Raw genomic sequence first — 22,768 nt, forward strand, 5'->3', positions numbered from 1 at the left:
CTTTGTGAAAAGGTTCACAAAGTCCGCCGTCCCGAGTCTAGGCCCGTATGTGTCGCAGGGAACACCGACCCCCGGGAACCACCCCGGCAGCCGCCGGACGGGCTCAGCCGCTGAAGGCCGCGCCGAGCGCGGCGCGCACCTCGTCGTCGCTGGTCGCGGAGAAGTCGGCGTACCCCTGGCCGACGGCCGAGAACGCGTCGGGGGACCACAGGCACACCACGTCGTCGACCAGCGGCGCGAGGTCGGCGCAGGTGTGCGGCGAGCCGACGGGCACCGCGACCACGACCCGCGACGGCTGCGAGCGGCGGACGGCGGCCACGGCGGCGCGCATCGTCGCGCCGGTGGCCAGCCCGTCGTCCACCACGACGACGGTGCGGCCGGCCAGCGGCACCGGCGTCCGGCCGTGCCGGTAGGCCGCCTCCCGGCGGCGCAGCTCGGTGAGCTCGCGCTGCCGGACGGCCTCGAAGCTCTGCGGGTCGACGTCGACCCGGGACAGGACCGCCTCGGTGCGCACCGCCTCGACCGCGTCGCCGGCGGCCGCGATCGCACCCATGGCCAGCTCCGGCTGCCAGGGCAGCCCGAGCTTGCGCACGGCGACCAGGTCGAGCGGGGCGGAGAGGGCGCCGGCGACCTCGGCGGCCACGATCACGCCGCCGCGGGGCAGCCCGAGGACGACGACCTCGCCGGTGTCGTCGCCGAGCCGCGCGGCGAGCTCCGCGCCGAGCGCGCGACCGGCCTCGCGCCGGTCGGCGAAGGGCCTGCGCCGCCCCATGGCCGGCTCCCCGGTTACACCGGCTGCGGGCCGGAGGGCGGCGGTGCGATCGGGTCGGTCGGATTCGGCACCGGTGTGGGAGGCGCGGGCTCCGGCGGCGGCAGCGGGTCGATCGGGGTGGGCGGCTGGGGGCCACCCGGCGGTTCCGGCGGCGGCATCGTCATGGACCGACGCTAGTCCCGCCCGCACCGCCGGGCAGCGGCGCCGGACGGCGGCGCGGAAATCGCGCCGCCGTCCGCCCCCGCATGGCCCGTCTCCCGCGGGTCAGGGCGGGAGACATGGGGAAATTGGTAACGAAACGTCCGTTTTCCGGCCACGCAGGCGCACCCTCGGATAGACATGCCCGGACAACCGGACAACGGCATATCCGCCACGGGGGCACCATGGGCCGGCCTGAACGCGCGATCGATCCGACTGATCGGTCGCCTGCCGCCGACTTCGCGCGGTCGCTGCGGACGCTGCGAACGGAAGCCGGCAACCCGACGCTGCGGGTGCTGCAGCAGCGCACCGGCTTCAGCGACTCCACGTTGTCCGCGGCGCTGAGCGGGCGCTCGCGACCCTCGCTCGAGGTCGTCCAGGCGCTCGTCCAGGCGCTGGGCTCCGATCCGCAGGAGTGGACGCGGCGCTGGCACGACACCTTTCCGGACGCCCCCGCGGCGCCGGACCGGTCCGCGGCACCGCCCGAGGCGGGCGAGGACCGCTCCGCGGGGCGCCGTCCCTGGCTGCTCGCCGCGGCCGCCGTGCTGCTCGTGGCGATGGGCGTCCTGGTCGGCCTGCTGCTGGGCGACGTCACCGACGACGCGGACGCCGCCCCGAGCGCGGCGGCGCCGTCGGCGTCGGCGGCCGCCGCGGACGGCGAGGAGGTCGTGGTGCACAACGTCGTCACCGACGGGGCGACCGCCATGCGCGAGGACACCACCGCCTACCTGTCCACCCGGCCGGAGATCTACTGCAAGAGCCGCGGCTGCGCCGTCGAGGGCGGCCCGGAGTACCGCACGTCGGACCGCGTGACCGTCTCCTGCCAGGTCGCCGGCGACCGGACGACGAACGGCGACGACTCCACGACGGCCGACGACGCGAACCCCGGCCTCTACTCCTCGACCCTCTGGTACGGGGTCCCGCTGCCCGACGGCGGCCTGGGCTACCTGTCCGAGGTGTGGGTGGACGCGGACGACCGCGGCGGTCTCGGCCTGCCGGAGTGCCCCGCCGCGTGACGCGGGCTCAGGCGCGGCGGCCGCGGTGCAGGGCCACGACCCCGCCGGTGAGGTTGCGCCAGCCGACGTCGGCCCAGCCGGCCGCCTGCAGCCGCCCGGCCAGCGCCGGCTGGTCGGGCCACGCGCGGATCGACTCGGCCAGGTACACGTAGGCCTCGGGATTGCTGCTGACCGCGCGGGCGATGCGCGGCAGCGCCTGCATCAGGTACTCGGTGTAGACGGTCCGGAACGGCGCCCACGTGGGGCTGGAGAACTCGCAGACCACCAGCGTGCCGCCGGGCCGGGTGACGCGGCGGAACTCGCGCAGCGCGGCGTCGGTGTCGGCGACGTTGCGCAGGCCGAAGGAGATGACCACGCCGTCGACGCTCTCGTCGGCCAGCGGCAGCGCCATGGCGTCGCCGGCGACCTTCGGCACCGGGCGGTCGGCGCCGGCGTGCAGCATGCCCTGGGAGAAGTCGAGCGCGATCGCGGTGGCGCCGCCCGCGGCCAGCTCCACCGTCGAGACCGCCGTCCCCGCCGCGACGTCGAGCACGACCTGCCCGGGGCGGGGGTCGAGCGCCTCGCGGGTGGCCCGCCGCCAGGCGGCGTCGCGCCCGCCGGAGAGCACCGTGTTGGTGAGGTCGTAGCGGCGGGCGACCCGGTCGAACATGGCCGCGACCTCGGCCGGCTCCTTGTCCAGGCCGGCCCGCAAGCCCTCCGTGTGCTCGGTGTCTCCCCGGTCTCCCACGGCGGCGACGCTACCGGGGCTCCTAGGCTGGGGCGGTGACTGCGGCGGCCGTGAGCTCTCCAGGCACTGCCGCGCCCGCGTTCGCCACGCTGCGGATCGACGACTCCGCCGCCCTGCTCGACCTGCTGCCGGCCGACGGCGCGCTGTCCTGGGTGCGCCACGGCGAGGGGCTGGTCGGCTGGGGCGAGGCCGCCCGGCTGGAGGTCTCCGGCCCGCGCGCGCTGGCCGAGGCGGCCGAGTGGTGGGCGGCGTACACCGCGGACGCGCGGGTCGACGACCGGCTCGGCGTCCCCGGCTCGGGTCCGGTGCTGTTCGCCGGCATCGCCTTCGACCCGTCAGTGGGAACGTCGGTCTTCGTCGTTCCCCAGGTCGTGGTCGGCCTGCGGGACGGCGTCGGCTGGGTGACGACGACGGACGGCGCCGACCCGCGGCGGGCCCTCGCGGCCGCGCCCCGGGCCGCGGCGGACGACGCGCCGCTGCGGCTGCGCTACGCCGACGGTGCGCTCGACCCGGCCAGCTGGTGCGCCGCCGTCGCCACCGCGGTGCGCCGGATCACCGCGGGCGACCTGGCCAAGGTCGTGCTGGCCCGCGACCTGCTGGTCACCTCGGACGTCCCGCTGGACCCGCGGCTGCTGCTGCGCCGGCTCGCCGGCCGCTTCCCCGGGTGCTGGACCTTCGCCGTCGACGGCCTGCTCGGCGCCACCCCGGAGCTGCTGCTGCGCCGCACCGGCCGGGAGCTGTCCGCGCGGGTGCTGGCCGGCACCGCCCCGCGCGGCGCCGGCGCCGACGACGAGCGGCTGGCCGCGGCGCTGCTGGGCTCGGCCAAGGACCGCGCCGAGCACGCATTCGCCGTCGACTCCCTGGTCCGGGCGCTGCAGCCCTACTGCGCGTCCCTCACCGCGCCCGACGAGCCGGAGCTGCTCGCCCTGGCCAACGTGCGGCACCTGGCCACCGACGTCCGAGGGATCCAGCGGCGGCACAGCCGGGCCGGGCTGCTCGAGCTGATCGGCGCCGTGCACCCGACCGCGGCCGTCGGGGGCACGCCGACTCGCGAGGCGGTGGCGCTGATCGGGGAGCTCGAGGGCATGGACCGCGGCCGCTACGCCGGCCCGGTCGGCTGGCTCGACGCCCGCGGGGACGGTGAGTTCGGCCTGGCGCTGCGCTGCGCGGAGGTGTCGGCCGAGGACCCGTGCACCGCCCGGCTGTTCGCCGGCTGCGGCATCGTCGCGGGCTCGCAGCCCGAGGCCGAACTGGCCGAGACCCAGGCGAAGTTCGCCGCCTTCCAGGCCGCCCTCGAGGGCTGAGCCCCCGCCCGGCGTCCGCCGTCGGCTGCGGCGGCTAGCGCAGGGCCTCGGCGGCGGCCGCCCGCAGCTCCCGGGCCAGGTCGGCCTCGGCGCGCTGGTCGGTGCGGACGACGACCACGCGCGGCCCGCCCAGCGCCAGGGCGGCGGGCAGCTCCTCGGCCACCGAGACGGCCGTCGCCGTCCAGCCCAGGGCCTGCGCGATCGGCACCAGGTCCCGCCCGTGCGGCGTGCCGAAGACGCGGCGGTAGTCGGCGGCGTAGCGCTCCTCCCCCGGCTCGAGCTGGGCGAAGATGCCGCCGCCGTCGTTGTCCGGGACGACGACGGTGAGGTCGGGCAGCTGCTCCCCCTCCCCGGCGAGCAGGCCGGTGAGGTCGTGCAGGAAGGTGAGGTCGCCCATCAGCGCGACCGCCGGCCCGTCGTGCACGAGCGCGGCGCCCACGGCGGTGGAGACGGTGCCGTCGATGCCCGCGACCCCGCGGTTGGCCAGCACGGTCACGTCGCCGCGCGGCGCGGCCAGCCGGTCGACGTCACGCACCGGCGTCGAGGAGCCGAGCACCAGCAGGGCGCCGGGCGGCAGGGCGGCGACGACGTCGCGGGCCAGCCGCGCCGCGGTCAGCACGGGTGCGGCATCGAGGACGGCGTCGACCGCGGCGCCGACCTGCGCGCCCGCGTCGCGCCAGTCGTCCAGCCAGCCCTCGGCCATCGGGCCGGCCGGCGGGTCGACCGACGTCCCCAGGGAGACCAGCTCGCTGCTGCGCGGCGCGTCGGCCCAGCGCGGGCGCGCCGCCACCGTCTCCACCCGCACCGACGGGTCGGCGAGGACGGCGGACACCGGCCGGGACAGCGTCGGCCGCCCGACGACGAGCACCCGCTCGGGCCGGTGCTCGGCCAGCCAGGCCGCGGCCCCGAGCAGCAGGGCCCCGCTCCGGACCGCGCCGGACGCGCCCCACGCCCCGCTGCTGGGCTCGGCCACGACCGGCCAGCCGCTGGTGTCGGCGAGCACCGCGGCCGACCGGCCCAGCGCGTCGGGGGCGTCGCCGGCGATCACGAGGGTGCGCGCGACCCCCGACGGCGCCGACCGCACGGCCACCGGCGCGGGGGCGGCCTCGGTCCAGGGCCGCCCCTCGTCCCGCCCCGCCCAGGGGCCGGCCGGCTCGTCGGGCGGCTCGGCGTCCGGCAGCAGCGGCTCGTGCAGCGGCAGGTTGAGGTGCACCGGGCCCGGGTCGGCCGACAGCGCCCCGCGCGCGACGAGCAGCGCCCGCGCCGCCACCGAGCGCCAGTCGCGGTTCTGCGCCGCCTCCCGCCCGGCCTCGGCCACGCCGACGTCGACCGCCCAGCGCACCGCGCCGCCGTAGATCCCGGCCTGCTCGATCGTCTGGTTGGCGCCGGTCGCCCGCAGCTCCGGCGGGCGGTCGGCGGTGAGGGCGAGCAGCGGCACCCCGCTGGCGTCGGCCTCCAGCACGGCGGCGTGCAGGTGCGCCGCCGCCGTCCCGGAGGTGGTCAGCACCGGCACCGGGCGTCCGGAGGCCTTGGCCAGGCCGAGGGCGAGGAAGGCCGCCGTCCGCTCGTCGATGCGCACGTGCAGGCGCAGCCGGCCGGCCCGCTCGGCGGCGGCGAAGGCCAGCGCGACCGGGGCCGAGCGCGAGCCCGGGGCCAGGACGGCGTCGGTGACCCCGCCCCGGAGCATCTCGTCGACGAGCACGCGGGCGAACGCGGTGGACGGGTTCACGCGGCCCGCACCGCCTCGAGCCGGGCGCGCCACCGCGCCGCGGTCTCCCGGTCGGCGGCCACCTCGGCCAGCAGGTCCGGCTGCGGGCGGGTCACCGGCAGGGCGCCGTCCACCGGCAGCAGCGGCGTGCTGGTGACGTCCGCGGTGAACAGCGCGACCGTGGCCAGGCCGCAGGCGAACGGCAGCTCCGGCAGCGCCGCGGCCAGCGCCACCCCGGCGGCGATGCCGACCGAGGACTCCAGCGCGCTCGACACGACGCACGGCAGGCCGTGCGCCTCCGCCACGCGCAGCGCCGCCCGCACCCCGCCCAGCGGCTGCACCTTGAGGACGACGACGTCGCAGGCCTCACGCAGGTCCACCGCCAGCGGGTCGGCCGACCGGCGGACCACCTCGTCGGCGGCGATCCGGACGTCGATCCGCCGGCGCAGGCCGGCCAGCTCCGCCAGGGACGCGCAAGGCTGCTCGACGTACTCGAGCCCCACCCGGTCCAGCTCCTTGATCCGGCTGACGGCGGTGTCGACGTCCCAGGCGGCGTTGGCATCGACCCGGATCGCGCCGCCCCGTCCCAGCGCGTCGCGCACCGCCTCCACGCGGGCGAGGTCATCGGCCGGCGTCTGCCCGGGCTCGGCGACCTTCACCTTGGCGGTGCGGCAGCCGGAGGCGGCCACGATCGCGTGCGCCCGCTCGGCGTCGACCGCGGGCACGGTGACGTTGACGGGGACGGCGTCGCGCACCGGCGCCGGCCAGCCGTCGACCGCCGCCTCGACCGCCGCGGCCCACCAGCGGCGGCTCTCGGCGACGTCGTAGTCCCAGAACGGGGAGAACTCGCCCCAGCCGGCCGGCCCGCGCACGAGCACCCCGTCGCGGACGTCGATTCCGCGGAAGCGGGTGCGCATCGGCACGCGGTAGACCTCGGCCGACAGCTCAGGGTCGGCCGTGGCAGTCACGGCGGCCAGCCTAGGGCGGGTCAGACGGATCCATGCCGATGGGAGCGACGTCCAGGCGGACGCCCCGCGGCCCGGTCGGCGCTACCGAGGCTGGAGATCCGTCAGACCCGCCCTGGTTCGGCAGCGACGTAGGGTTGCCGTTCGTGGCCCGGCAGCTCACCCTCGTCCCCGCGCCCGGCCGCTCCGAGGACGCGATCCGGACGTCGGTCGAGCCCGCCGTGCGCGCCTGCCTGGCCGGCGACGCACCGCTCGCCGTCCTCCCCGCCGGTCCGCTGGCCGCCGTCGAGGCCGCGCGCGCGGTGCTCCGCCCGGAGGAACCGCTGGAGGACGGCGCCGACCTGGCCGTCGTGACGTCCGGCTCCACCGGGGACGGCCGCGGCGTGCTGCTGTCCGCGGCGGCGCTCACCGCCTCGGCCGAGGCGACGCTCGACCGGCTCGGCGGGCCCGGGTCCTGGCTGCTCGCGCTGCCTGCCTCGGCGATCGCCGGCCTGCAGGTGCTCTGCCGCGGTGTCGTCGCGGGGCGCCGTCCGACCGTGCTCGGCGACGGCGAGACGCTGGCCGCCGCGCTGGAGCGCATGCCCGCGGGGCGGCGCTACACCGCGCTGGTGCCCACCCAGCTGCGCCGCCACCTCGACGAGGAGCCGGGGGCGCTGGCGGCGTTCGACGCCGTCCTGGCCGGTGGCGCGGCCACCGACGCGGCCCTGCTCGCGCGGGCGCGCGCCGCGGGCGTCGCGGTCGTGACCACCTACGGCATGACCGAGACCGCCGGCGGCTGCGTCTACGACGGCGTCCCGCTGGACGGCGTCCGCGTGCGGGTGGCCGAGGGCGGGATCGAGGTGGCCGGGCCGACGCTCGCGCTGGGCTACCGGCTGGACCCGGCAGCCACGGCCGAGGCGTTCGCCGGCGGCTGGTTCCGCACCCGCGACGCGGGCACCCTCGAGGCCGGCCGGCTCACCGTGCACGGCCGGCTGGACGACGTGGTGATCACCGGCGGCGTCAACGTCGCGCCGCAGGCGGTGGAGGCAGCGCTGCGCGAGCACGCCGACGTCCGCGACGCGGTGGTGTTCGGCCGGCCGGACGACGAGTGGGGGCAGCGGGTGGTCGCCGCCGTCGTCCCGGCGCCGGGCGCCGAGCCGTCGCTGGCCGCGCTGCGGCCGTGGGTCGCCGACCGGTTGGGCGGGCCCGCCGCGCCCCGCGAACTGCACGTGATCGCCACCGTGCCGACCCTGCACACCGGCAAGCCCGACCGGCGTGCCGTCGCGATGGCGATCGGCGCGTGATGGCGACTCCCGCCCAGTGGCTGGCCGGCGCCCGCCCGCGCACCCTGCCCGCCGCCGTGGCCCCGGTGCTCGTCGGCACCGGCGCCGCCGCGGCGCTGGACGGCTTCCGGCTCGTCCCCGCCCTGCTCGCGCTCGTGGTCGCGCTGGCCCTGCAGGTGGCGGTGAACTACGCCAACGACTACTCCGACGGCATCCGCGGCACCGACGCCGACCGGGTGGGCCCGATGCGGCTGGTCGGCTCGGGGGCGGCGACGCCGCGGCAGGTGCTGCTCGCCACCGCGCTCGCCTTCGCCGTCGCGGGCGTCGCCGGGCTGGCCCTCGCCGCGCTGTCGAGCTGGTGGCTCCTGGCCGTCGGGGCGGTCTGCATCGCGGCCGCGTGGACCTACACCGGCGGTCCGCTGCCCTACGGCTACCGCGCGCTCGGCGAGGTCTTCGTCTTCGTGTTCTTCGGCCTGGTCGCCGTCGTCGGGACGACGTTCGTGCAGACCCGCTCGCTGGAGGGGCTGGCGTTCGCCGCCTCCGTGCCGATCGGGCTGCTCATCGTGGCCATCCTCGTTGTCAACAATTTGAGGGACATCGCCGGCGACGCCGCCGTCGGCAAGCGGACGCTGGCGGTCGTCGTCGGTGACCGAGCGACGCGGCTTGGCTACGTCGGGCTGCTGGTGGCCGCCTTCGCCGTCGTCGTCCTCATCGGGGTCGCGCGGCCATGGGCCCTGCTCGGCCTGCTGGCCGCACCCCTCGCCGTCCGTCCGGCGCGGGCCGTCCTGGGCGGCGGCCAGGGGCCGGCGCTGATCGCCGCGCTGCAGGCTACGGGGCTGCTGACCCTGCTCAGCGGGGTGATGCTCGCCACAGGACTGGCCCTCAGCGGCTGATCCGCGGCGGAAGATCTTCTCGCTGCCCACAGCTGGCACGGACGTCGGAGGGCAGCCGGAGGGGGAGATTGTCGTGGCCACTGCGGAACAGGTTCTGGACGCGGTCGACGAGGTCGTGTCGGACGGCGTGCGGCGGGGACTGCTGCACAACGACGTGGAGGACGGCGCGCTCGACGGCCGGCACGTCACGATCGAGGGCCGGCGGATGGTGAACTTCGGCTCCTGCTCGTACCTGGGGCTGGAGATGCATCCGGAGCTGCGGGCGGGCGTGCACGAGGCGGTGGATCGCTTCGGCACCCAGTTCTCGTCCTCCCGGGTCTACGCCTCGGCACCGCTGTACCGGGAGGTCGAGGAGACGCTGTCCCGGCTGTTCGGGCGGGGCACGATCGTCACGCCGTCGACCACGATGGGGCACATCGCGGCGATGCCGACGCTGATCGGCAGCAGCGACGTCCTGCTGCTCGACCACCAGGTGCACAACTCCGTGCAGACCGCCGCGAAGCTGGTCCAGGCCGGCGGCGCCCGGGTCGAGCTGATCCCGCACGGCGACCTGCGCACCCTCGAGAAGCGGCTCGAGAGCTACCGCCGCACGCACCGGCGGGTCTGGTACGCCGCCGACGGCCTGTACTCGATGTACGCCGATCTGATGCCCACGCGCGAGCTCGACGAGCTGGCCGCCCGGCACGAGAACCTGTGGCTCTACGTCGACGACGCGCACGCGGTCTCCTGGACCGGCCGGCACGGCCGCGGTCATGCGCTGGAGCACCTCGCCCCGGCCACGCTGGCGCGCACCGTCGTCGCCGCGTCGCTGAACAAGTCGTTCGCCGCGTCCGGCGGGGCGATCACCTTCCCCGACGAGGAGACGCGGGGGCGGGTGCTGCGCGTCGGCGGGCCGCTGATCTTCTCCGGCCCGGTCCAGCCGCCGATGCTGGGCGCGATCCTCGCCTCGGCGCGGCTGCACCTGACCCCGGAGATCGACGAGCGCCAGGAGCTGCTGCTCGACCGGATCCGGCTGTTCAACTCGCTCGCCGCCGAGGCCGGCCTGCCGGTGGTGTCGGAGTCCGAGACGCCGATCCGCTGCGTGGGCGCCGGGGTGTCAGCGGTGGCCTACCGGCTGGTCGAGCGGCTGCGGTCGGCGGGCTTCCACGTGAACACAGCGTCGTTCCCCGCCGTCCCGGCCAAGCGCAGCGGCGCCAGGCTGACCATCACCGCCCACCACACCGTGGACGACGTCGCCGGGATCGTGGCCGCCCTGGCCGAGCACCTGCCCGCCGCGATCTCCGACGAGGGCGCCTCCGTCGCCGACCTGCACCGCGCGTTCGCCCGCCAGCTGCGCGGCCGGCACGTGCTCGGTGCCGAGGCGGACGCCGTTCCGCAGCCGGCGCTCCGGCTGGAGCACCACCGCTCGATCGCCGACCTCGACACGGTCGAGTGGGACCGGCTCCTCGGCGGCCGCGGCGCCTTCGACTCCGCCGCGCTGCGGACCTACGAGTCGGTCTTCGACATCGGCGGCACGGGCGGCGCAGGCCAGACCGAGGACGCCTGGGACTTCCACTACCTGATCGCACGGGACCGGTCAGGAGCGCCGGTCGCGGCCACGTTCTTCACGACCGCGCTGTGGAAGGACGACATGCTCTCCTCGGCGGCGATCTCCCAGGAGGTGGAGCGGCGGCGGTCGGAGAACGCCGACAGCTACTACCTGACCTCGCCGATGATCGGCATGGGGTCGCTGCTCACCGAGGGCGACCACCTGTGGCTGGACCGCAGCCGCGACTGGCAGGGCGGCCTGCGGCTGATCCTCCAGGCCGCCCGCCGGGAGGAGGACCTCGCCGGCGCCGCCGCCGTCGTCCTGCGCGACCTGCCGCACGGGGACGACGAGTTGCACGCCTTCCTGCTCGGCGAGGGACTGCTGCGGCTGCCGATCCTGCCCACCTGGGTGCGCGAGGTCGACTTCGCCGACGACGAGGGGTTCCTGGCCGGGCTGACCCGCAAGCACCGCTACCACCAGCGAACCCGGGTGCTCGCGTGGGAGGACGCCTACCGGGTGGAGGTGCTGCGGGGCGGCAGTCCGGAAGCACGGGCGCTCGCCGAGTCCACCCGGGACGAGCTGTACCGGATGTACCGCTCTGTTCACGCGCGTGCGTACGACCTGAACGTCTTCCCGCTGCCGCGGCGGATCGTCGATGCCGTCCTGGAGTCGCCGGCCTGGGAGGTCGTCCTCCTGCACCTGCCCGACCGGGCGGCCGGACCGGTCGCGTTCGCCGTCCAGCACGTCGTCCCCGGGGACGACGGACACGTCGCGCCGCTGTTCGTGGGGCTGGACTACGCCTTCGTGCCGACCCACCACAGCTACCAGCAGCTGCTGTTCCAGGCGCTGCGGAGCGCGCAGCGGCACGGCACCTCGCGGGTGCTTTACGGGATGAGCGCGGACCTGCAGAAGGCGCGGTTCGGCGCCCGGGCGCAGAAGCGATGGGCGTATGTGCAGGCCACCGACACCTTCAACGCCGACGTGCTGGCCCGGATGAGCGAGACCGTCGGCGCCCGGTAGGGGCGGCCTTCATCCTCGGCCCCGCCCGGACTCCACCCCGTGCCGTTGGAGCCGGGCGAGGCCGTCCGCGTGCTGGCCACCGCCGTCGTCAAGAGCGATTCCAGATCTGTGGACAACCGGTTGACCTGGGGATTCGGGTCGCGGGGCGGCTCCTTGACGGCTATTCTTCGTACAGACGTTCGAGTACGGAGGAGCTGTCGTGGAGGTGCCGTCGGAGGATGCGCTGCAGGCCCTGTCGGGCCCGCAGCTGCTCGACCGCACCCGGGCACTGGTCGCCCTGCGGAACCGGATCGACGCCGAGCTGGCCCGCACCGTGCGCGTCGCGGACAGCAAGCGGGCGTTCGCCGGGGACGGGATGGCCACGGCGCAGTCGTGGTTGCGCGGGCACTGCCGGCTGTTGAACACCGCCGCCTCGCAGGTGGTGCGCACCGGGCGGGCGCTGGAACAGCTGCCGGCGGTGGAGGACGCGCACGCCGCGGGGGAGCTGACCGCCGATCAGGTCGATGCCGTCGGCAAGATCACCGGGCCGCGGCCGGTCGCGCTGGCCGCCGCCCAGGGCATCGACCTGACCGAGGTCGCCGCGGTGCTGGCCCGCCTCGCCGCCACCCAGCCGCACGAGGACCTGGTGAAGCTGGTGCACCAGGTGCTCGCCCGCCTCGACGCCGACGGCCCCGAACCCGATCCCACCGAGGAACGGTTCCTGACCTTCGCCAAGCACGCCGACGGCTCGGGCACCGGCCGCTTCCACCTCGACCCGGTCGGCATCGAGAAGCTGCAGGCCGCGATCGAGTCGCTGCTACAGGCCCACCGGCCCGCCGGCGACGCGCGCACCCGGCCCCAGCAGCAGGCCGACGCCCTCGTCCAGCTGGCCGACATCCACCTGGGCTGCGGCAGGCGACCGGCTGGGCTCAGCCGGTCAGCCCGGCTCCTCGCTCTCGCTGCCGCTCAGCCGGGCGCGCAGGTCCTCCTTGGCCGCGCGCCGGGCGACGCTGCGCGCGGCGATCGCCTCGGTGAGCCGCTCACGCACCGGCCGCAGGGCCAGGTAGCTCACCGGCATGGACAGGAGCACACCGAAGAGCAGGCCGGCGTAGCTGCCCAGCCCGGCGAACCAGAGCAGCGCCACGAGGGCGACGGCGATGAGCAGCCGGCCGACCGTGTAGATCAGCAACCACGGCGCGACCCGCGGCGGGGTCGCAGGGCCGCCGTCGGGGCCGGCCGGGGTCGTCGGCGCGCTCTCAGCCATGCCGTCCCTCCCACTTCGTCGACAACACCACCGTGGTCCGGGTGCGGGCGACGCCCCGGATCCGGTTCAACGCGCTGATCGTGGCCTCCAGTGCCGGGATGTCGGGAACCCGCACCTTGAGCACGTAGCCCTCGCTGCCGGCGACCCGCCAGCAGTCCTCGACCTGGTCCAGGGCGCGCAGCGCCTCCTCCAGGCCCGTGTCGTCGACCGAGTCGCTCTCGATGACACCGACCAGCGCGGTGACGTCGAGGCCGACGGCCGCGGGGTCGACGAGCGCCCGGTAGCCGGTGATGACCCCGGCGGCCTCCAGCTTGCCGACGCGCTCGTGCACGGCCGGGGACGACAGACCGACCTGACGGGCGAGCTCTGCGTAGCTGGCCCGGCCGTTGGCGCGCAGCAGGTCGATCAGCTGCCGGTCCACGGCGTCGATGGCGGTCTCCGTCCTGCGGGTGCGGAACAGCGGTGGTTGCTGCCCGACGCCGAGTATTCACGCGGACGTACTCTGGGAGCCGACGAGGGGGGTGTACCGGTGCCGGTGTTCCTGGTGGTTCTTCTGGTCGCGGTCGGCGTTGTGGTGCTGCTCATGCGTGCCGCGTCCGCAGCAGGCAACGGCGGCAGCGTGTCCGCGCCGCGGACGCCCCGCATGCGTCCTCCCCAGCGCCCGCGCCGTCCCCTCGCACCGGACGACGATCCGGACTTCCTCCGCGAGCTCGACCGCCGGCGCAGCAGGGGCGAAGGCCCGACCGTCTGATCAGGCCGCGGACTTCGTCCCGAACAGCCGGCGCCAGCCGCGCCGGGCCGGTGGGGCGGGCTCCTCGGGTGCCGCCTCGCCGTCGGCCGACAGATCGCCGGGCCAGCCGAGGCTGCGGCCCCTGTGCGGGGGCGCGGGCCATCCGACCTCGCTCTCCCGCCGTGGCTCGGCCTCGGCGGTGGAGTGCGACGCCGTCCCGGGACTCCGGCGGGCCAGCCCCTCGGCGACGAGGGGGTGCACGGACGTGCCGTCCGCGGCGGTGTGCCTACCCATGGGGGCATGGAAGCACGCAGTCCGGGCTTTCGTCACGATCCCCGGCCCGACGCGCCTCCCCGGGGCGGGGTCAGTCCAGCCCGGCGTAGCTGTGCAGGCCGGTCGACACCATGTTCACGTAGAGCAGGTTGAAGATCATCACGGCCAGGCCGACGACGTTGACCCACGCGGCCGCCCGGCCCCGCCAGCCCGCGGTGGTGCGGGCGTGCAGGTACCCGGCGTAGACCACCCACGCGATGAAGGCCCACGTCTCCTTGGGGTCCCAGCCCCAGAACCGGCCCCACGCGCTCTCCGCCCAGATCGCGCCCGCGATGACGGCGAACGTCCAGACCGGGAACCCGAAGACCGCGGTGCGGTGCGCGACCCGGTCGAGTGCGGCGGCCGACGGCAGCCGCTCGACGATCCGCAGCCCCGGACCGGCCGGCACCTCTCCCGCCGCGACCTTGGCCTCCTGCCGTGAGCGCAGCAGGTACAGCACGCTGGCGATGCCGCTGACGAAGAAGATCCCGAAGCCGAGGATCGCCGTCGTCACGTGGATGGCCAGCCAGTAGGACCGCAGCGCGGCCACGAGCGGCGCGGTCTCCGCGTAGAGGAACAGCCCGATCAGCACCATCGCCAGCACGGCCGGGCCGGTGACGAAGACCCCGATGTGCCGCAGCGCCGGAGCCCGCACCGCGAGCACGACGTAGGCGACGACGGCGACGAGCACCACCGCGGTGGCGAACTCGTACATGTTGCCCCAGGGCAGCCGCTCGGCGGCCAGCCCGCGGGTCACCAGGATCGCGGCATGGGTGAGGACGCCGAGCCCGGTGAGCACCATGGCGAGGGCGCCCCAGCGCCGGCCGACGGGCTGCTCGGCCGCGGCGTCGGCGGCCGGCGCCGTTCCGCCCGGCGTGGACCCCGCCGGCGCGCCCGCACCCACCAGCTCACGCGATCGCGCCGGACGCCGTCCGAACGCCAGCTGCGCGCAGAACGCCACGACGGCGAGGGAGTACAGCGCCACGGTGATCGTGAAGAACGTGTCCGACAGGGCGGCCAGCGTCGGGTCAGGTCTCACGCTCGGGATGCCTCCGGTCCGGGTGCTGGTGCACGGGCGTCGAGTGCCGCCCGCAGATCGTCGGTCAGCGCGGCGAACCGCGGGCCCGAGTCGCCGCCACCCCGGGTCAGCGAGGCCAGCGACAGCACGGTACCGCCGCCGTCGGGGGCGGCGGCCACCCGGGCGAAGAAGCGCTCGCGGCGGACCAGCAGCATGCCGAGCAGCCCGGCGAGCATCGCGACGGCCGCGACGAGCACCCAGACCTGCCCGGGATCGTGCGAGAGCTGCAGGGCCGCGAACTCCTTCACCCCGGTGAAGGTGATCGTCGTCCCGTCATCGAGGGTCAGCGACTCCCCCGGCGCGAGGTTCGCCTCGCCGACCTGCTGCAGCCGGCCGCGGTCGATCTGCGTGGCGTCGAGCGAGTACACCGACTGCGGCAGCCCCGAGTCCAGGCCGAGGTAGCCGCGGTAGGCCACGATGGCCACCTGCGGCGCCAGCGGCCGCGGGTCGATCGAGGTGAGGATCCCGCCCTGGACGACGCCGGTGGGCGCGAAGAAGCCCTCGAGCGCCAGCTGGTCGTCCTGCCCCGGCAGGTCGGGCAGCTTCAGCGCGCCCTGGCTGGACATCGTCGCCGTCTCCGACGGCAGGAACGGCACGGAGAGGTCGGTGAACGCCGTCCCGTCGGGCAGCGTGACGGTGAAGGTCGGGCTGAACCCGTGGCCGGTCACGTAGACGCGGTCGCCGTCCACCCGCAGGGGGTGGTTGACGCCGATCGTCGTCTCACGGCCGTCCTCGCCCGGGGCGCCGTAGGAGATGTCCGCGGTGAACGAGGCTGCGGTGAGGTCCTCCTCGTACCGGGCCTCGAAGTTCTTCAGGTCCACGCAGAGCGGAGTGAGGTCGCTGCCCTCGACCAGCGGTCCCGCCGAGTAGGTGTCGTACTGCTGGAAGGAGTTGCAGAAGCCCTGGCCCTCGGTGACCAGGATGCTTCCCTCGTAGCCCCACAGCTTGCCGCCGGCCAGGCCGAGCAGCATCGCCACGAGCGAGAGGTGGAACAGCAGGTTCCCGGTCTCCTTGAGCAGGCCCTTCTCGGCCGACAGCTCCGGGCCGTGCGCGCCGTCCCGCCGCACGACACGGAACCGGCGGACCCGCAGTTCCTCCTCCACGACGTCGAGCGCCCCGGTGCTCGGAAGGGGCGTCGGCACGCTCGCCGAGTCGGGCAGCCGCAGCAGGTGCCGCGGCGCCGGCGGCGGCACGGCGCGCAGCGAGCGGGCGTGCTCGACCGCCCGGGGCAGCACGCAGCCGATCAGCGAGACGAACAGCAGCAGGTACACCGCGGCGAACCACGGGGAGCTGAAGACGTCGAACAGGAACAGCTTGTCCAGCAGCGGCGCGAGCGTCGGGTGGTCCGTGAAGTACTGCGAGACGGCGTTCTGCGACAGCGAGCGCTGCGGCAGCAGCGAGCCTGGGATCGCGGCCACCGCGAGCAGGAACAGCAGGATGATCGCCGTCCGCATCGCGGTCAGCCGGCGCCACCAGCGCAGCAGGGCGCCGGTGAGCCGGCGGTGCACCGGCGGCGGGGACGGCGGGACCGGCGCGGTCCGCGGCGGGTCGAGAACGGTCACAGCGACGACTCCCCGAACCCGCTGGCCGCGATCCAGGCGCGCAGCCACTGCATGAGCTCGGTCCACAGGCCGGTCACCAGCAGCAGCCCCACGACGACCAGGACGACGCCGCCGACCCGGGTCACCGTGCGGGCGTGCCGGCGCAGCAACGACGTCGCGCCGAGCGCCCAGCGCGCCCCGAGCGCGACCAGCACGAACGGGATACCGAGCCCCAGGCAGTACGCGACGCCGAGGACCGCGCCGCGGCCGGCGGTCGCCTCGGCGTAGGCCAGCGAGTTGACCGCGGCCAGCGTCGGCCCGAGGCACGGCGTCCAGCCGAGGCCGAACACGACGCCCAGCAGCGGCGCCCCCGCCAGCCCCGCGACCGGCCGGGCGGAGAGCCGCGCCGTGCGCTGCAGGAACGGCAGCCAGCCGAGGAAGGCCAGCCCCATGACGATGGTGACGACGCCGAAGATCCGGTTGAGGACGTCGGACCACCCCAGCAGCAGCCGGCCGAGCCCGCCGAACGCGGCGCCGAACGCCACGAACACCAGCGTGAAGCCGAGCACGAACAGCAGCGCGCCGACGACCATGCGCCCGCGCGGGGAGCGCTCGTCGGTGCCGGTGCGCACCGCGGTCGCCGTCGTCCCGGCACCGCCCGCGGGAGCCGGCGCCGTCGTCCGCGACCCCGTGCCGACCAGGCCGGTGACGTAGGAGAGGTAACCGGGGACGAGCGGCAGGACGCAGGGCGAGGCGAAGCTGACCAACCCGACGAGCGCCGCGACCGCGGCGGCGACGAGCAGGGGGCCGTCGGTGACCAGGCCGCTGAAGGTCTCCCCCACCTCAGCCCTCCTCGACGACGCGGGCGAGGACCGAGCGCAGGTCGTCCGGTTGCACCGCGGCGGTGTAGACCGCGGCCACCCGCCCCTCGCGGTCGAGCACGATGGTGGACGGGATCGCGTTGGCCGGGTAGTCCCGGAAGGCCAGCGCCACCTCGCCGCGCGGGTCGTAGAGCGACGGGAAGGCGATCCCCTTGCTCTTCAGGAAGGCCTCGGCCAGCTGCCGCTCGTCCTTGACGTTGATGCCGAGGAACTGCACGCCGTCGGCCTGGACCTCGGTGGACACCTTCTGGAACTGCGGCGACTCCACCCGGCAGGGCGGGCACCACGAGCCCCAGAAGTTGATGACCGCGACCGCGCCGGCGAGCTCGGACGAGGAGAACTCGCTGCCGTCGAGCAGCTCCCCGGAGAACTCCGGCGCGCTGGCACGGTCGGCTGCGGGGATGACCTCCCCGGCTGGGGTGCCCGCGACGAACCGGAACTCGCCGCCGTTGTTGACGTCGACGGCGTCGGAGCCGGTCGAGCAGCCGGTGGCCACCAGGGCCGCCCCGGCCAGCACGATCAGGAGCCGTTTCATGCCCCGGGAACCGCGTCCGGATCGGTCGCGCCCGCGGGCTCCGCGTAGTCCAGGCCGACGAAGCGGTCCCCGACGTAGGTCAGCGAGGTGACGCTGGCCAGCCCGCACTGCCGGTGCCGCGGGTCGTGCACGTAGCGCCGTCCCTCGAGGTGCAGCCGCAGCGTCCAGATCGGCAACTGGTGGCTGACGCAGACCGCGGCGTGCCCGCGGGCGGCGTCCCGGGCGGCCTCGGCGGCGGCCAGCATCCGCGCGGCGATCTCGACGTAGGGCTCGCCCCACGACGGGCGGAACGGGTTGCGCAGCTTCCACCAGTTGGCCGGCCGCCGCAGGGCGCCGTCCCCGACGCCGAAGTGGGTGCCCTCGAAGGCGTTGCCCGCCTCGATCAGCCGCCCGTCGGTCGCGATCGGCAGGTCCAGCTCCTCGGCGATCGGCGCCGCGGTCTGCTGCGCGCGCTCGAGCGGGCTGGCGACCAGGTGGGTGACGTCCTTGTCGAGGAACCACTGCGCGGCCTTCTCGGCCATCGCCTCGCCGGCGTCGGAGAGCCGGAAGCCCGGCAGCCGGCCGTAGAGGATCTTCTGCGGGTTGAAGACCTCGCCGTGCCGCATGAGGTGGACGACGGTCGTCTCCTGCGTCACGGGGTGGCCTCCGGGGCGTCGGGGGCGGCCGCCGGGCCGTCGCCGGACGCCGCGGCGGCGGCGCGCGCTGCGGCGGGCAGCGCGTCGAGCACCCGGTCGAGCGCATCCCCCTGGAGCGTGGCGTTGACGAACCACGCCTCGAACGCCGACGGCGGCAGGTAGACCCCGCGCGCGAGCATCTCGTGGAAGAACGCGGTGTAGCGGGCGACGTCCTGGCTGCGGGCGTCGTCGTAGTCGCGCACCTGCCGCTCGTCGGGCACGAAGAAGATCGAGAACATGTTGCCGGCCTGCTGCACCCGGTGCGGGACGCCGGCGGCGAACAGCGCCGCGCTGGCCGCACCGCGCAGGACGGCGGCGACCTCGTCGCAGCGCGCGTAGACCTCGTCGGTGCAGTGCCGCAGCGTGGTCAGGCCGGCAGCGACCGCCACCGGGTTCCCCGACAGCGTGCCCGCCTGGTAGACCGGCCCGACCGGCGCCAGCTGGTCCATCAGGTCGGCCCGCCCGCCGAACGCCGCGGCCGGCAGTCCGCCGCCCATGACCTTGCCGAAGGTGAACAGGTCGGCCTCGACCGGGTCCAGGCCGTACCAGCCGGAGCGGGAGACCCGGAAACCGGTCATGACCTCGTCGAGGACCAGCAGCGCCCCGTGCGCGGCGGTGATCCGCCGCAGCTCGGCGTTGAACCCCCCCAGCGGCGGGACGACGCCCATGTTGCCCGCGGCCGCCTCGGCGATGACGCACGCGATGTCCGCCCCCCGCTCGGCGAACACGCGCTCGACCGCGGCCACGTCGTTGTAGGGCAGGACGACGGTGTCGGCGGCCGCGCCGGTGGTGACGCCCGGGGTGTCCGGCAGACCCAGGGTCGCGACGCCGGACCCGGCCGAGGCGAGCAGCGCGTCGACGTGGCCGTGGTAATGCCCGGCGAACTTCACGACCAGGGGCCGGCCGGTGGCGCCCCGGGCCAGCCGGATCGCGGAGAGGACCGCCTCGGTGCCGGAGTTGACCAGCCGGACCCGCTGCGCCGGGGGCATCCGCCGCCGGATCTCCTCGGCCAGCTCCAGCTCGCCCTCGGTGGGGGCGCCGAAGGACAGCCCGCGCCGCGCGGCGGCGTTCACCGCCTCGACGACGGCCGGGTGCGCGTGGCCGAGGAGCATCGGCCCCCACGAGCTGACCAGGTCCACGTAGCGGCGGCCGTCGGCGTCGGTGAGGTAGCTCCCCGCGGCCGAGACCATGAACCGCGGGGTGCCCCCGACGGCGCGGAACGCCCGGACCGGGCTGTTCACCCCGCCGGGGGTGACCTCCTGGCCACGGGCGAACAGGTCGGCCGAGACCGGGGCCTCGTAGGCGTAGCGGGGGGTGTCCAACGAGGTCACGTGCTGAGTGTCCCTTGCGAACCTGAGGAACCGTCGGGGGTCTCCGCGACGGCGGTGAGGAGGGCGGTGGTCAGCGCGGCCGGGTCCCGGGTCGGGACCAGCACGGTCCGTCCCCCGGCCAGCCGGAGCGGCAGCCCGGTCCGGCCCTTCGGCAGCGACCAGCCGCCGCCGAGCACCGCCGCGCCGGCGTCCACCCCGGCCTCGCCGTCCCGGACGGCGCGCAGGTGGCCGGCGTCGACGTCGGCGAGCGGCACCCGCTCGCGGCCGACCGCGAGGGCGGCGTCCGGGCCGTCGGCATCGACCCGCACGGTCCACACCCGGCGGGCCGAGAGCACGCCGCCCGCGACGACGCCCAGGACCGCGACGACCGCGAGCACCCAGACGGCCGGCGGCACGTCGGGGCCCGGCAGGACGGCGTCGGCGACGATCAGCACGGCGAGGAACGCCGCGACCAGCCAGAACGGCCGCCACGACCCACCGGGCTCGACGTACGGGGTCACCGCAACCAGCGGGCGGCCTCCACCGCCCAGTAGGTCAGCACGGTGCCGGCGCCGGCGCGGCGGATCGCGGTGAGCGTCTCCAGGATCGCCCGCTGCCGGTCCACCCAGCCGTTGGCGGCGGCCGCCTCGAGCATCGCGTACTCGCCGCTGACCTGGTACGCGCTGACCGGGACATCGACCGCGTCGGCGACGCGCGCGACGATGTCCAGGTAGGGCAGCGCCGGCTTGACCATGACCGCGTCCGCGCCCTCGGCGAGGTCCTGCCGCACCTCGCGCAGCGCCTCGTCGGCGTTGGGCGGGTCCATCTGGTACGTCGACCGGTCGCCGAACTGCGGCGCCCCCTCCGCGGCCTCGCGGAACGGCCCGTAGAAGCCCGAGGCGTACTTGGCCGCGTAGGCCAGGATCGGCGTCTCGGTGAAGGCGGCACCGTCCAGGGCCCGGCGGATCGCCGCGACCTGGCCGTCCATCATCCCGCTGGGGGCGATGACGTGGGCGCCGGCCCGGGCCTGCGCGATCGCGACCGCCGCGTAGCGGTCCAGCGTCGGGTCGTTGTCGACCACACCCGCCGGAGTGACCACCCCGCAGTGCCCGTGCGAGGTGTACTCGCACAGGCACAGGTCGGCCATGAGCACCAGCTCGTCACCCAGGTCGCTCTTCAGCTGCTGGAGCGCGACGTTGACGATGCCGTCGGCGGCGTCGGCCTGCGAGCCGACCGGGTCCTTCTCCGACGGGATGCCGAACAGGATCAGCCCGCCGATGCCGGCCTCCGCCGCCTCGTGGGCCGCCTTGCGCAGCGAGTCCAGGGTGTGCTGGACGACGCCGGGCATCGAGGAGATCGGCACCGGGGCGTCGATGCCCTGCTTGACGAACACCGGCAGCACGAAGTCGGCCGGCGCCAGCCGGGTCTGCGCGGTCAGCCGCCGCAGCGCGGGCGTCGACCGGAGGCGACGCCCGCGCGCGAATCCGGGCGAGCTCACTTCGAGCCGCCTTCCTCCTCGGCCCGGCGCGCGGCGGCGAACTCCGCCAGCGCGTCGACCAGCGGCGCCACGGCGGCGGTCTCCGGCTGGACGTCGACCCGCAGGCCGAACTCCTGCGCGGTGGCCGAGGTCGCCGGGCCGATCACCGCGACGACGGTCTTGGCGTGCGGCTTCCCGGCGATGCCGACCAGGTTGCGCACCGTGCTCGACGAGGTGAAGCACACCGCGTCGAAGCCGCCGCCCTTGATCGCCTCGCGCACCGGCGCGGGCGGCGGCGCCGCGCGGACGGTCCGGTAGGCGGTCACGTCGTCGACCTCCCAGCCACGCTCGACCAGGCCGGCGGCCAGGGTCTCGGTGGCGATGTCGGCGCGCGGCAGCAGCACCCGGTTGATCGGGTCGAACACGTCGTCGTAGGGCGGGAAGTCGGCCAGCAGGCCCTCGCTGGACTGCTGCCCGCTGGGCACCAGCTCCGGCACGATGCCGAACGCGCGGACGGCGTCGGCGGTCGACTCGCCCACGCAGGCGACCTTGACGCCGGCGAACGCGCGGGCGTCCAGCCCCAGCTCGGCGAACTTCTCGCGCACGGCCTTCACCGCGTTCACCGAGGTGAAGACGATCCAGCCGTAGCGGCCGGTGACCAGGCCCTTGATCGCGCGGTCCATCTGCGCGGGGCTGCGCGGCGGCTCGACCGCGATGGTCGGCACCTCGACCGGCACCGCGCCGTAGGCCCGCAGCCGCTCGCTCATCTCGCCGGCCTGGTCCTTGGTGCGCGGCACCAGCACCCGCCAGCCGAACAGCGGCCGGCTCTCCCACCAGGAGAGCTTGCCGCGCTTGTCGACGGCCGCGCCGATCGTGGCGACGACGGCGCCGGTGAACGACTCGATCCCGGCGTTCTTCTCGGCGACCGCCGACAGCTTGGCGACGACGCTCTTCTGGCCGGTGCCCGAGCCGCCGGTGGTCACGACCACGGAGGTGCTGCCGGACAGGCCTCCCTCGACCAGCCGGGCGGCCGCCTCGGGCAGCTGCTCGGCGGTGCCCTGCAGCACGATCGTGCCGCCGGTGGCACCGGCCGCGCCGGCCAGCGCGCCGAGGTCGACGTCGCCGCAGAGGTCCGCGGTCAGCGCCGTCCCGCCCAGGGCGACGCCGGCGAAGGCCGGCACCGCCGTGGCGGTGGCCACGCCGGGCACCACGTCGAAGGCGACGGAGGTGCGGCCGACGGCGAGCACCTCCTTGACGACGGCCTCGGAGGTGAACGGGTCGCCGGCGACCAGCCGGACGACGACGGCGCCGTTCTTGGCCGCGGCCACGGCGGCCTTGGCCACCTCGGCCGGCTCTCCGGCGGCGGGGGTCAGCTCGGCGGCCGGGGAGGTCTCGCGGACGACGTCCTGGACGGCGACCGACACCTCCGGGTCGACGAGGACGACGCCGGCCGCTGCCAGCGCCTCGTTCGCGCGGGCGGTCAGCATCCCGGGGTCGCCGGGGCCGGCGCCGACGAAGACGACCTTGCCGGCCGGCGCGCCGGCGGTCTTGCGGGTCATCAGGTGCTCCTGGTTCTGGCCCTGCGGACAGGGCG

Annotated in this window: 22 protein-coding genes and 1 pseudogene; 7 read left to right on the forward strand and 16 right to left on the reverse strand. The window is 75.8% G+C overall.

Annotation, left to right across the window (positions count from 1 at the left end):
- Positions 1–103: 103 nt before the first annotated feature.
- Entirely contained in the window at positions 104–772 is a 669-nt protein-coding gene (locus AB3388_RS24330; RefSeq protein WP_495407890.1) for a phosphoribosyltransferase, read from the reverse strand.
- A 383-nt stretch (positions 773–1,155) separates the two neighbouring features.
- Here AB3388_RS24330 and AB3388_RS24335 point away from each other — a divergent pair, with 383 nt between their 5' ends.
- Complete coding sequence (locus AB3388_RS24335; RefSeq protein WP_495407891.1) at positions 1,156–1,986, forward strand: helix-turn-helix domain-containing protein; 831 nt, start codon at positions 1,156–1,158, stop codon at positions 1,984–1,986.
- A gap of 7 nt (positions 1,987–1,993) precedes the next feature.
- Here AB3388_RS24335 and AB3388_RS24340 read toward each other — a convergent pair whose 3' ends face one another.
- Positions 1,994–2,713: a demethylmenaquinone methyltransferase gene (locus AB3388_RS24340; protein WP_495407892.1), complete on the reverse strand. Its 720-nt coding sequence runs from the start codon at positions 2,711–2,713 to the stop codon at positions 1,994–1,996.
- Positions 2,714–2,748: 35 nt separating this feature from the next.
- Between AB3388_RS24340 and AB3388_RS24345 the strand changes: the two genes are divergently transcribed.
- Positions 2,749–4,017 (forward strand): isochorismate synthase, encoded by a 1,269-nt coding sequence (locus tag AB3388_RS24345; protein WP_495407893.1) that lies wholly within the window; start codon positions 2,749–2,751, stop codon positions 4,015–4,017.
- A 34-nt stretch (positions 4,018–4,051) separates the two neighbouring features.
- Here the strand turns inward: AB3388_RS24345 and menD are convergent, their stop codons facing one another.
- On the reverse strand, positions 4,052–5,746 hold the full coding sequence (gene menD / locus AB3388_RS24350) for a 2-succinyl-5-enolpyruvyl-6-hydroxy-3-cyclohexene-1-carboxylic-acid synthase (RefSeq protein WP_495407894.1): 1,695 nt from the start codon (positions 5,744–5,746) through the stop codon (positions 4,052–4,054).
- Positions 5,743–6,693 (reverse strand): o-succinylbenzoate synthase, encoded by a 951-nt coding sequence (locus AB3388_RS24355; protein ID WP_495407895.1) that lies wholly within the window; start codon positions 6,691–6,693, stop codon positions 5,743–5,745. The genes menD and AB3388_RS24355 overlap by 4 nt, the downstream gene beginning before the upstream one ends.
- A 143-nt stretch (positions 6,694–6,836) precedes the next feature.
- Between AB3388_RS24355 and menE the strand changes: the two genes are divergently transcribed.
- The 4 genes and pseudogenes from menE to AB3388_RS24375 form a co-directional block, all read left to right on the forward strand.
- Positions 6,837–7,973: an o-succinylbenzoate--CoA ligase gene (gene menE / locus AB3388_RS24360; RefSeq protein WP_495407896.1), complete on the forward strand. Its 1,137-nt coding sequence runs from the start codon at positions 6,837–6,839 to the stop codon at positions 7,971–7,973.
- The gene (locus AB3388_RS24365; protein ID WP_495407897.1) at positions 7,973–8,845 is read left to right on the forward strand and encodes a 1,4-dihydroxy-2-naphthoate polyprenyltransferase; all 873 of its coding nucleotides are present in this window, start codon (positions 7,973–7,975) and stop codon (positions 8,843–8,845) included. The genes menE and AB3388_RS24365 overlap by 1 nt, the downstream gene beginning before the upstream one ends.
- Positions 8,846–8,918: 73 nt before the next feature.
- The gene (locus tag AB3388_RS24370) at positions 8,919–11,393 is read left to right on the forward strand and encodes an aminotransferase class I/II-fold pyridoxal phosphate-dependent enzyme (RefSeq protein WP_495407899.1); all 2,475 of its coding nucleotides are present in this window, start codon (positions 8,919–8,921) and stop codon (positions 11,391–11,393) included.
- Positions 11,394–11,706: 313 nt separating this feature from the next.
- Positions 11,707–12,231 (forward strand): annotated as a pseudogene (locus AB3388_RS24375) (DUF222 domain-containing protein); the annotation flags it as partial.
- Positions 12,232–12,309: 78 nt separating this feature from the next.
- On the opposite strand, the gene AB3388_RS24380 reads toward AB3388_RS24375, so the two are convergent.
- Together AB3388_RS24380 and AB3388_RS24385 are read right to left on the reverse strand one after the other, a co-directional pair.
- Complete coding sequence (locus AB3388_RS24380; protein WP_495407900.1) at positions 12,310–12,636, reverse strand: DUF4229 domain-containing protein; 327 nt, start codon at positions 12,634–12,636, stop codon at positions 12,310–12,312.
- Positions 12,629–13,057 carry an Lrp/AsnC family transcriptional regulator gene (locus AB3388_RS24385; protein WP_495407901.1) on the reverse strand — a complete coding sequence of 143 codons (429 nt, stop codon included), beginning with the start codon at positions 13,055–13,057 and terminating at the stop codon, positions 12,629–12,631. Before AB3388_RS24385 ends, AB3388_RS24380 begins: the two co-directional genes overlap by 8 nt.
- A 108-nt stretch (positions 13,058–13,165) precedes the next feature.
- Between AB3388_RS24385 and AB3388_RS24390 the strand changes: the two genes are divergently transcribed.
- Positions 13,166–13,387, forward strand: a complete 222-nt coding sequence (locus AB3388_RS24390) for a hypothetical protein (RefSeq protein WP_495407902.1) — start codon at positions 13,166–13,168, stop codon at positions 13,385–13,387.
- Here the strand turns inward: AB3388_RS24390 and AB3388_RS24395 are convergent, their stop codons facing one another.
- The 10 genes from AB3388_RS24395 to AB3388_RS24440 form a co-directional block, all read right to left on the reverse strand.
- Positions 13,388–13,660 (reverse strand): hypothetical protein, encoded by a 273-nt coding sequence (locus AB3388_RS24395; protein ID WP_495407903.1) that lies wholly within the window; start codon positions 13,658–13,660, stop codon positions 13,388–13,390.
- A 70-nt stretch (positions 13,661–13,730) separates the two neighbouring features.
- The gene (gene ccsB, locus AB3388_RS24400; protein WP_495407904.1) at positions 13,731–14,717 is read right to left on the reverse strand and encodes a c-type cytochrome biogenesis protein CcsB; all 987 of its coding nucleotides are present in this window, start codon (positions 14,715–14,717) and stop codon (positions 13,731–13,733) included.
- Positions 14,714–16,318, reverse strand: coding sequence for a cytochrome c biogenesis protein ResB (gene resB, locus AB3388_RS24405; protein WP_495407905.1), 1,605 nt, complete (start codon positions 16,316–16,318; stop codon positions 14,714–14,716). The genes ccsB and resB overlap by 4 nt, the downstream gene beginning before the upstream one ends.
- Positions 16,315–17,139 carry a cytochrome c biogenesis CcdA family protein gene (locus AB3388_RS24410; protein WP_495407906.1) on the reverse strand — a complete coding sequence of 275 codons (825 nt, stop codon included), beginning with the start codon at positions 17,137–17,139 and terminating at the stop codon, positions 16,315–16,317. Before AB3388_RS24410 ends, resB begins: the two co-directional genes overlap by 4 nt.
- A 1-nt stretch (position 17,140) precedes the next feature.
- Positions 17,141–17,713, reverse strand: coding sequence for a TlpA family protein disulfide reductase (locus AB3388_RS24415; RefSeq protein WP_495407907.1), 573 nt, complete (start codon positions 17,711–17,713; stop codon positions 17,141–17,143).
- The gene (locus AB3388_RS24420) at positions 17,710–18,348 is read right to left on the reverse strand and encodes a histidine phosphatase family protein (protein WP_495407908.1); all 639 of its coding nucleotides are present in this window, start codon (positions 18,346–18,348) and stop codon (positions 17,710–17,712) included. The genes AB3388_RS24415 and AB3388_RS24420 overlap by 4 nt, the downstream gene beginning before the upstream one ends.
- Positions 18,345–19,718, reverse strand: a complete 1,374-nt coding sequence (gene hemL, locus AB3388_RS24425; protein ID WP_495407909.1) for a glutamate-1-semialdehyde 2,1-aminomutase — start codon at positions 19,716–19,718, stop codon at positions 18,345–18,347. The genes AB3388_RS24420 and hemL overlap by 4 nt, the downstream gene beginning before the upstream one ends.
- The gene (mce1N, locus tag AB3388_RS24430) at positions 19,715–20,218 is read right to left on the reverse strand and encodes a transport-regulating membrane protein Mce1N (RefSeq protein ID WP_495407910.1); all 504 of its coding nucleotides are present in this window, start codon (positions 20,216–20,218) and stop codon (positions 19,715–19,717) included. The genes hemL and mce1N overlap by 4 nt, the downstream gene beginning before the upstream one ends.
- Complete coding sequence (gene hemB, locus AB3388_RS24435; RefSeq protein ID WP_495407911.1) at positions 20,215–21,195, reverse strand: porphobilinogen synthase; 981 nt, start codon at positions 21,193–21,195, stop codon at positions 20,215–20,217. The genes mce1N and hemB overlap by 4 nt, the downstream gene beginning before the upstream one ends.
- Positions 21,192–22,733, reverse strand: a complete 1,542-nt coding sequence (locus AB3388_RS24440; protein WP_495407912.1) for a uroporphyrinogen-III synthase — start codon at positions 22,731–22,733, stop codon at positions 21,192–21,194. The genes hemB and AB3388_RS24440 overlap by 4 nt, the downstream gene beginning before the upstream one ends.
- Positions 22,734–22,768: the final 35 nt, after the last annotated feature.

The organism is Geodermatophilus sp. SMS 5-13, from assembly GCF_059428245.1.

Bases quoted from the DNA above. Each gene is read 5' to 3' on its own strand.
- AB3388_RS24330 (WP_495407890.1), bottom strand. From the start codon at position 772: ATGGGGCGGCGCAGGCCCTTCGCCGACCGGCGCGAGGCCGGTCGCGCG.
- AB3388_RS24335 (WP_495407891.1), top strand. From the start codon at position 1,156: ATGGGCCGGCCTGAACGCGCGATCGATCCGACTGATCGGTCGCCTGCC.
- AB3388_RS24365 (WP_495407897.1), top strand. From the start codon at position 7,973: ATGGCGACTCCCGCCCAGTGGCTGGCCGGCGCCCGCCCGCGCACCCTG.
- AB3388_RS24380 (WP_495407900.1), bottom strand. From the start codon at position 12,636: ATGGCTGAGAGCGCGCCGACGACCCCGGCCGGCCCCGACGGCGGCCCT.
- AB3388_RS24395 (WP_495407903.1), bottom strand. From the start codon at position 13,660: ATGGGTAGGCACACCGCCGCGGACGGCACGTCCGTGCACCCCCTCGTC.
- AB3388_RS24415 (WP_495407907.1), bottom strand. From the start codon at position 17,713: ATGAAACGGCTCCTGATCGTGCTGGCCGGGGCGGCCCTGGTGGCCACC.
- AB3388_RS24440 (WP_495407912.1), bottom strand. From the start codon at position 22,733: ATGACCCGCAAGACCGCCGGCGCGCCGGCCGGCAAGGTCGTCTTCGTC.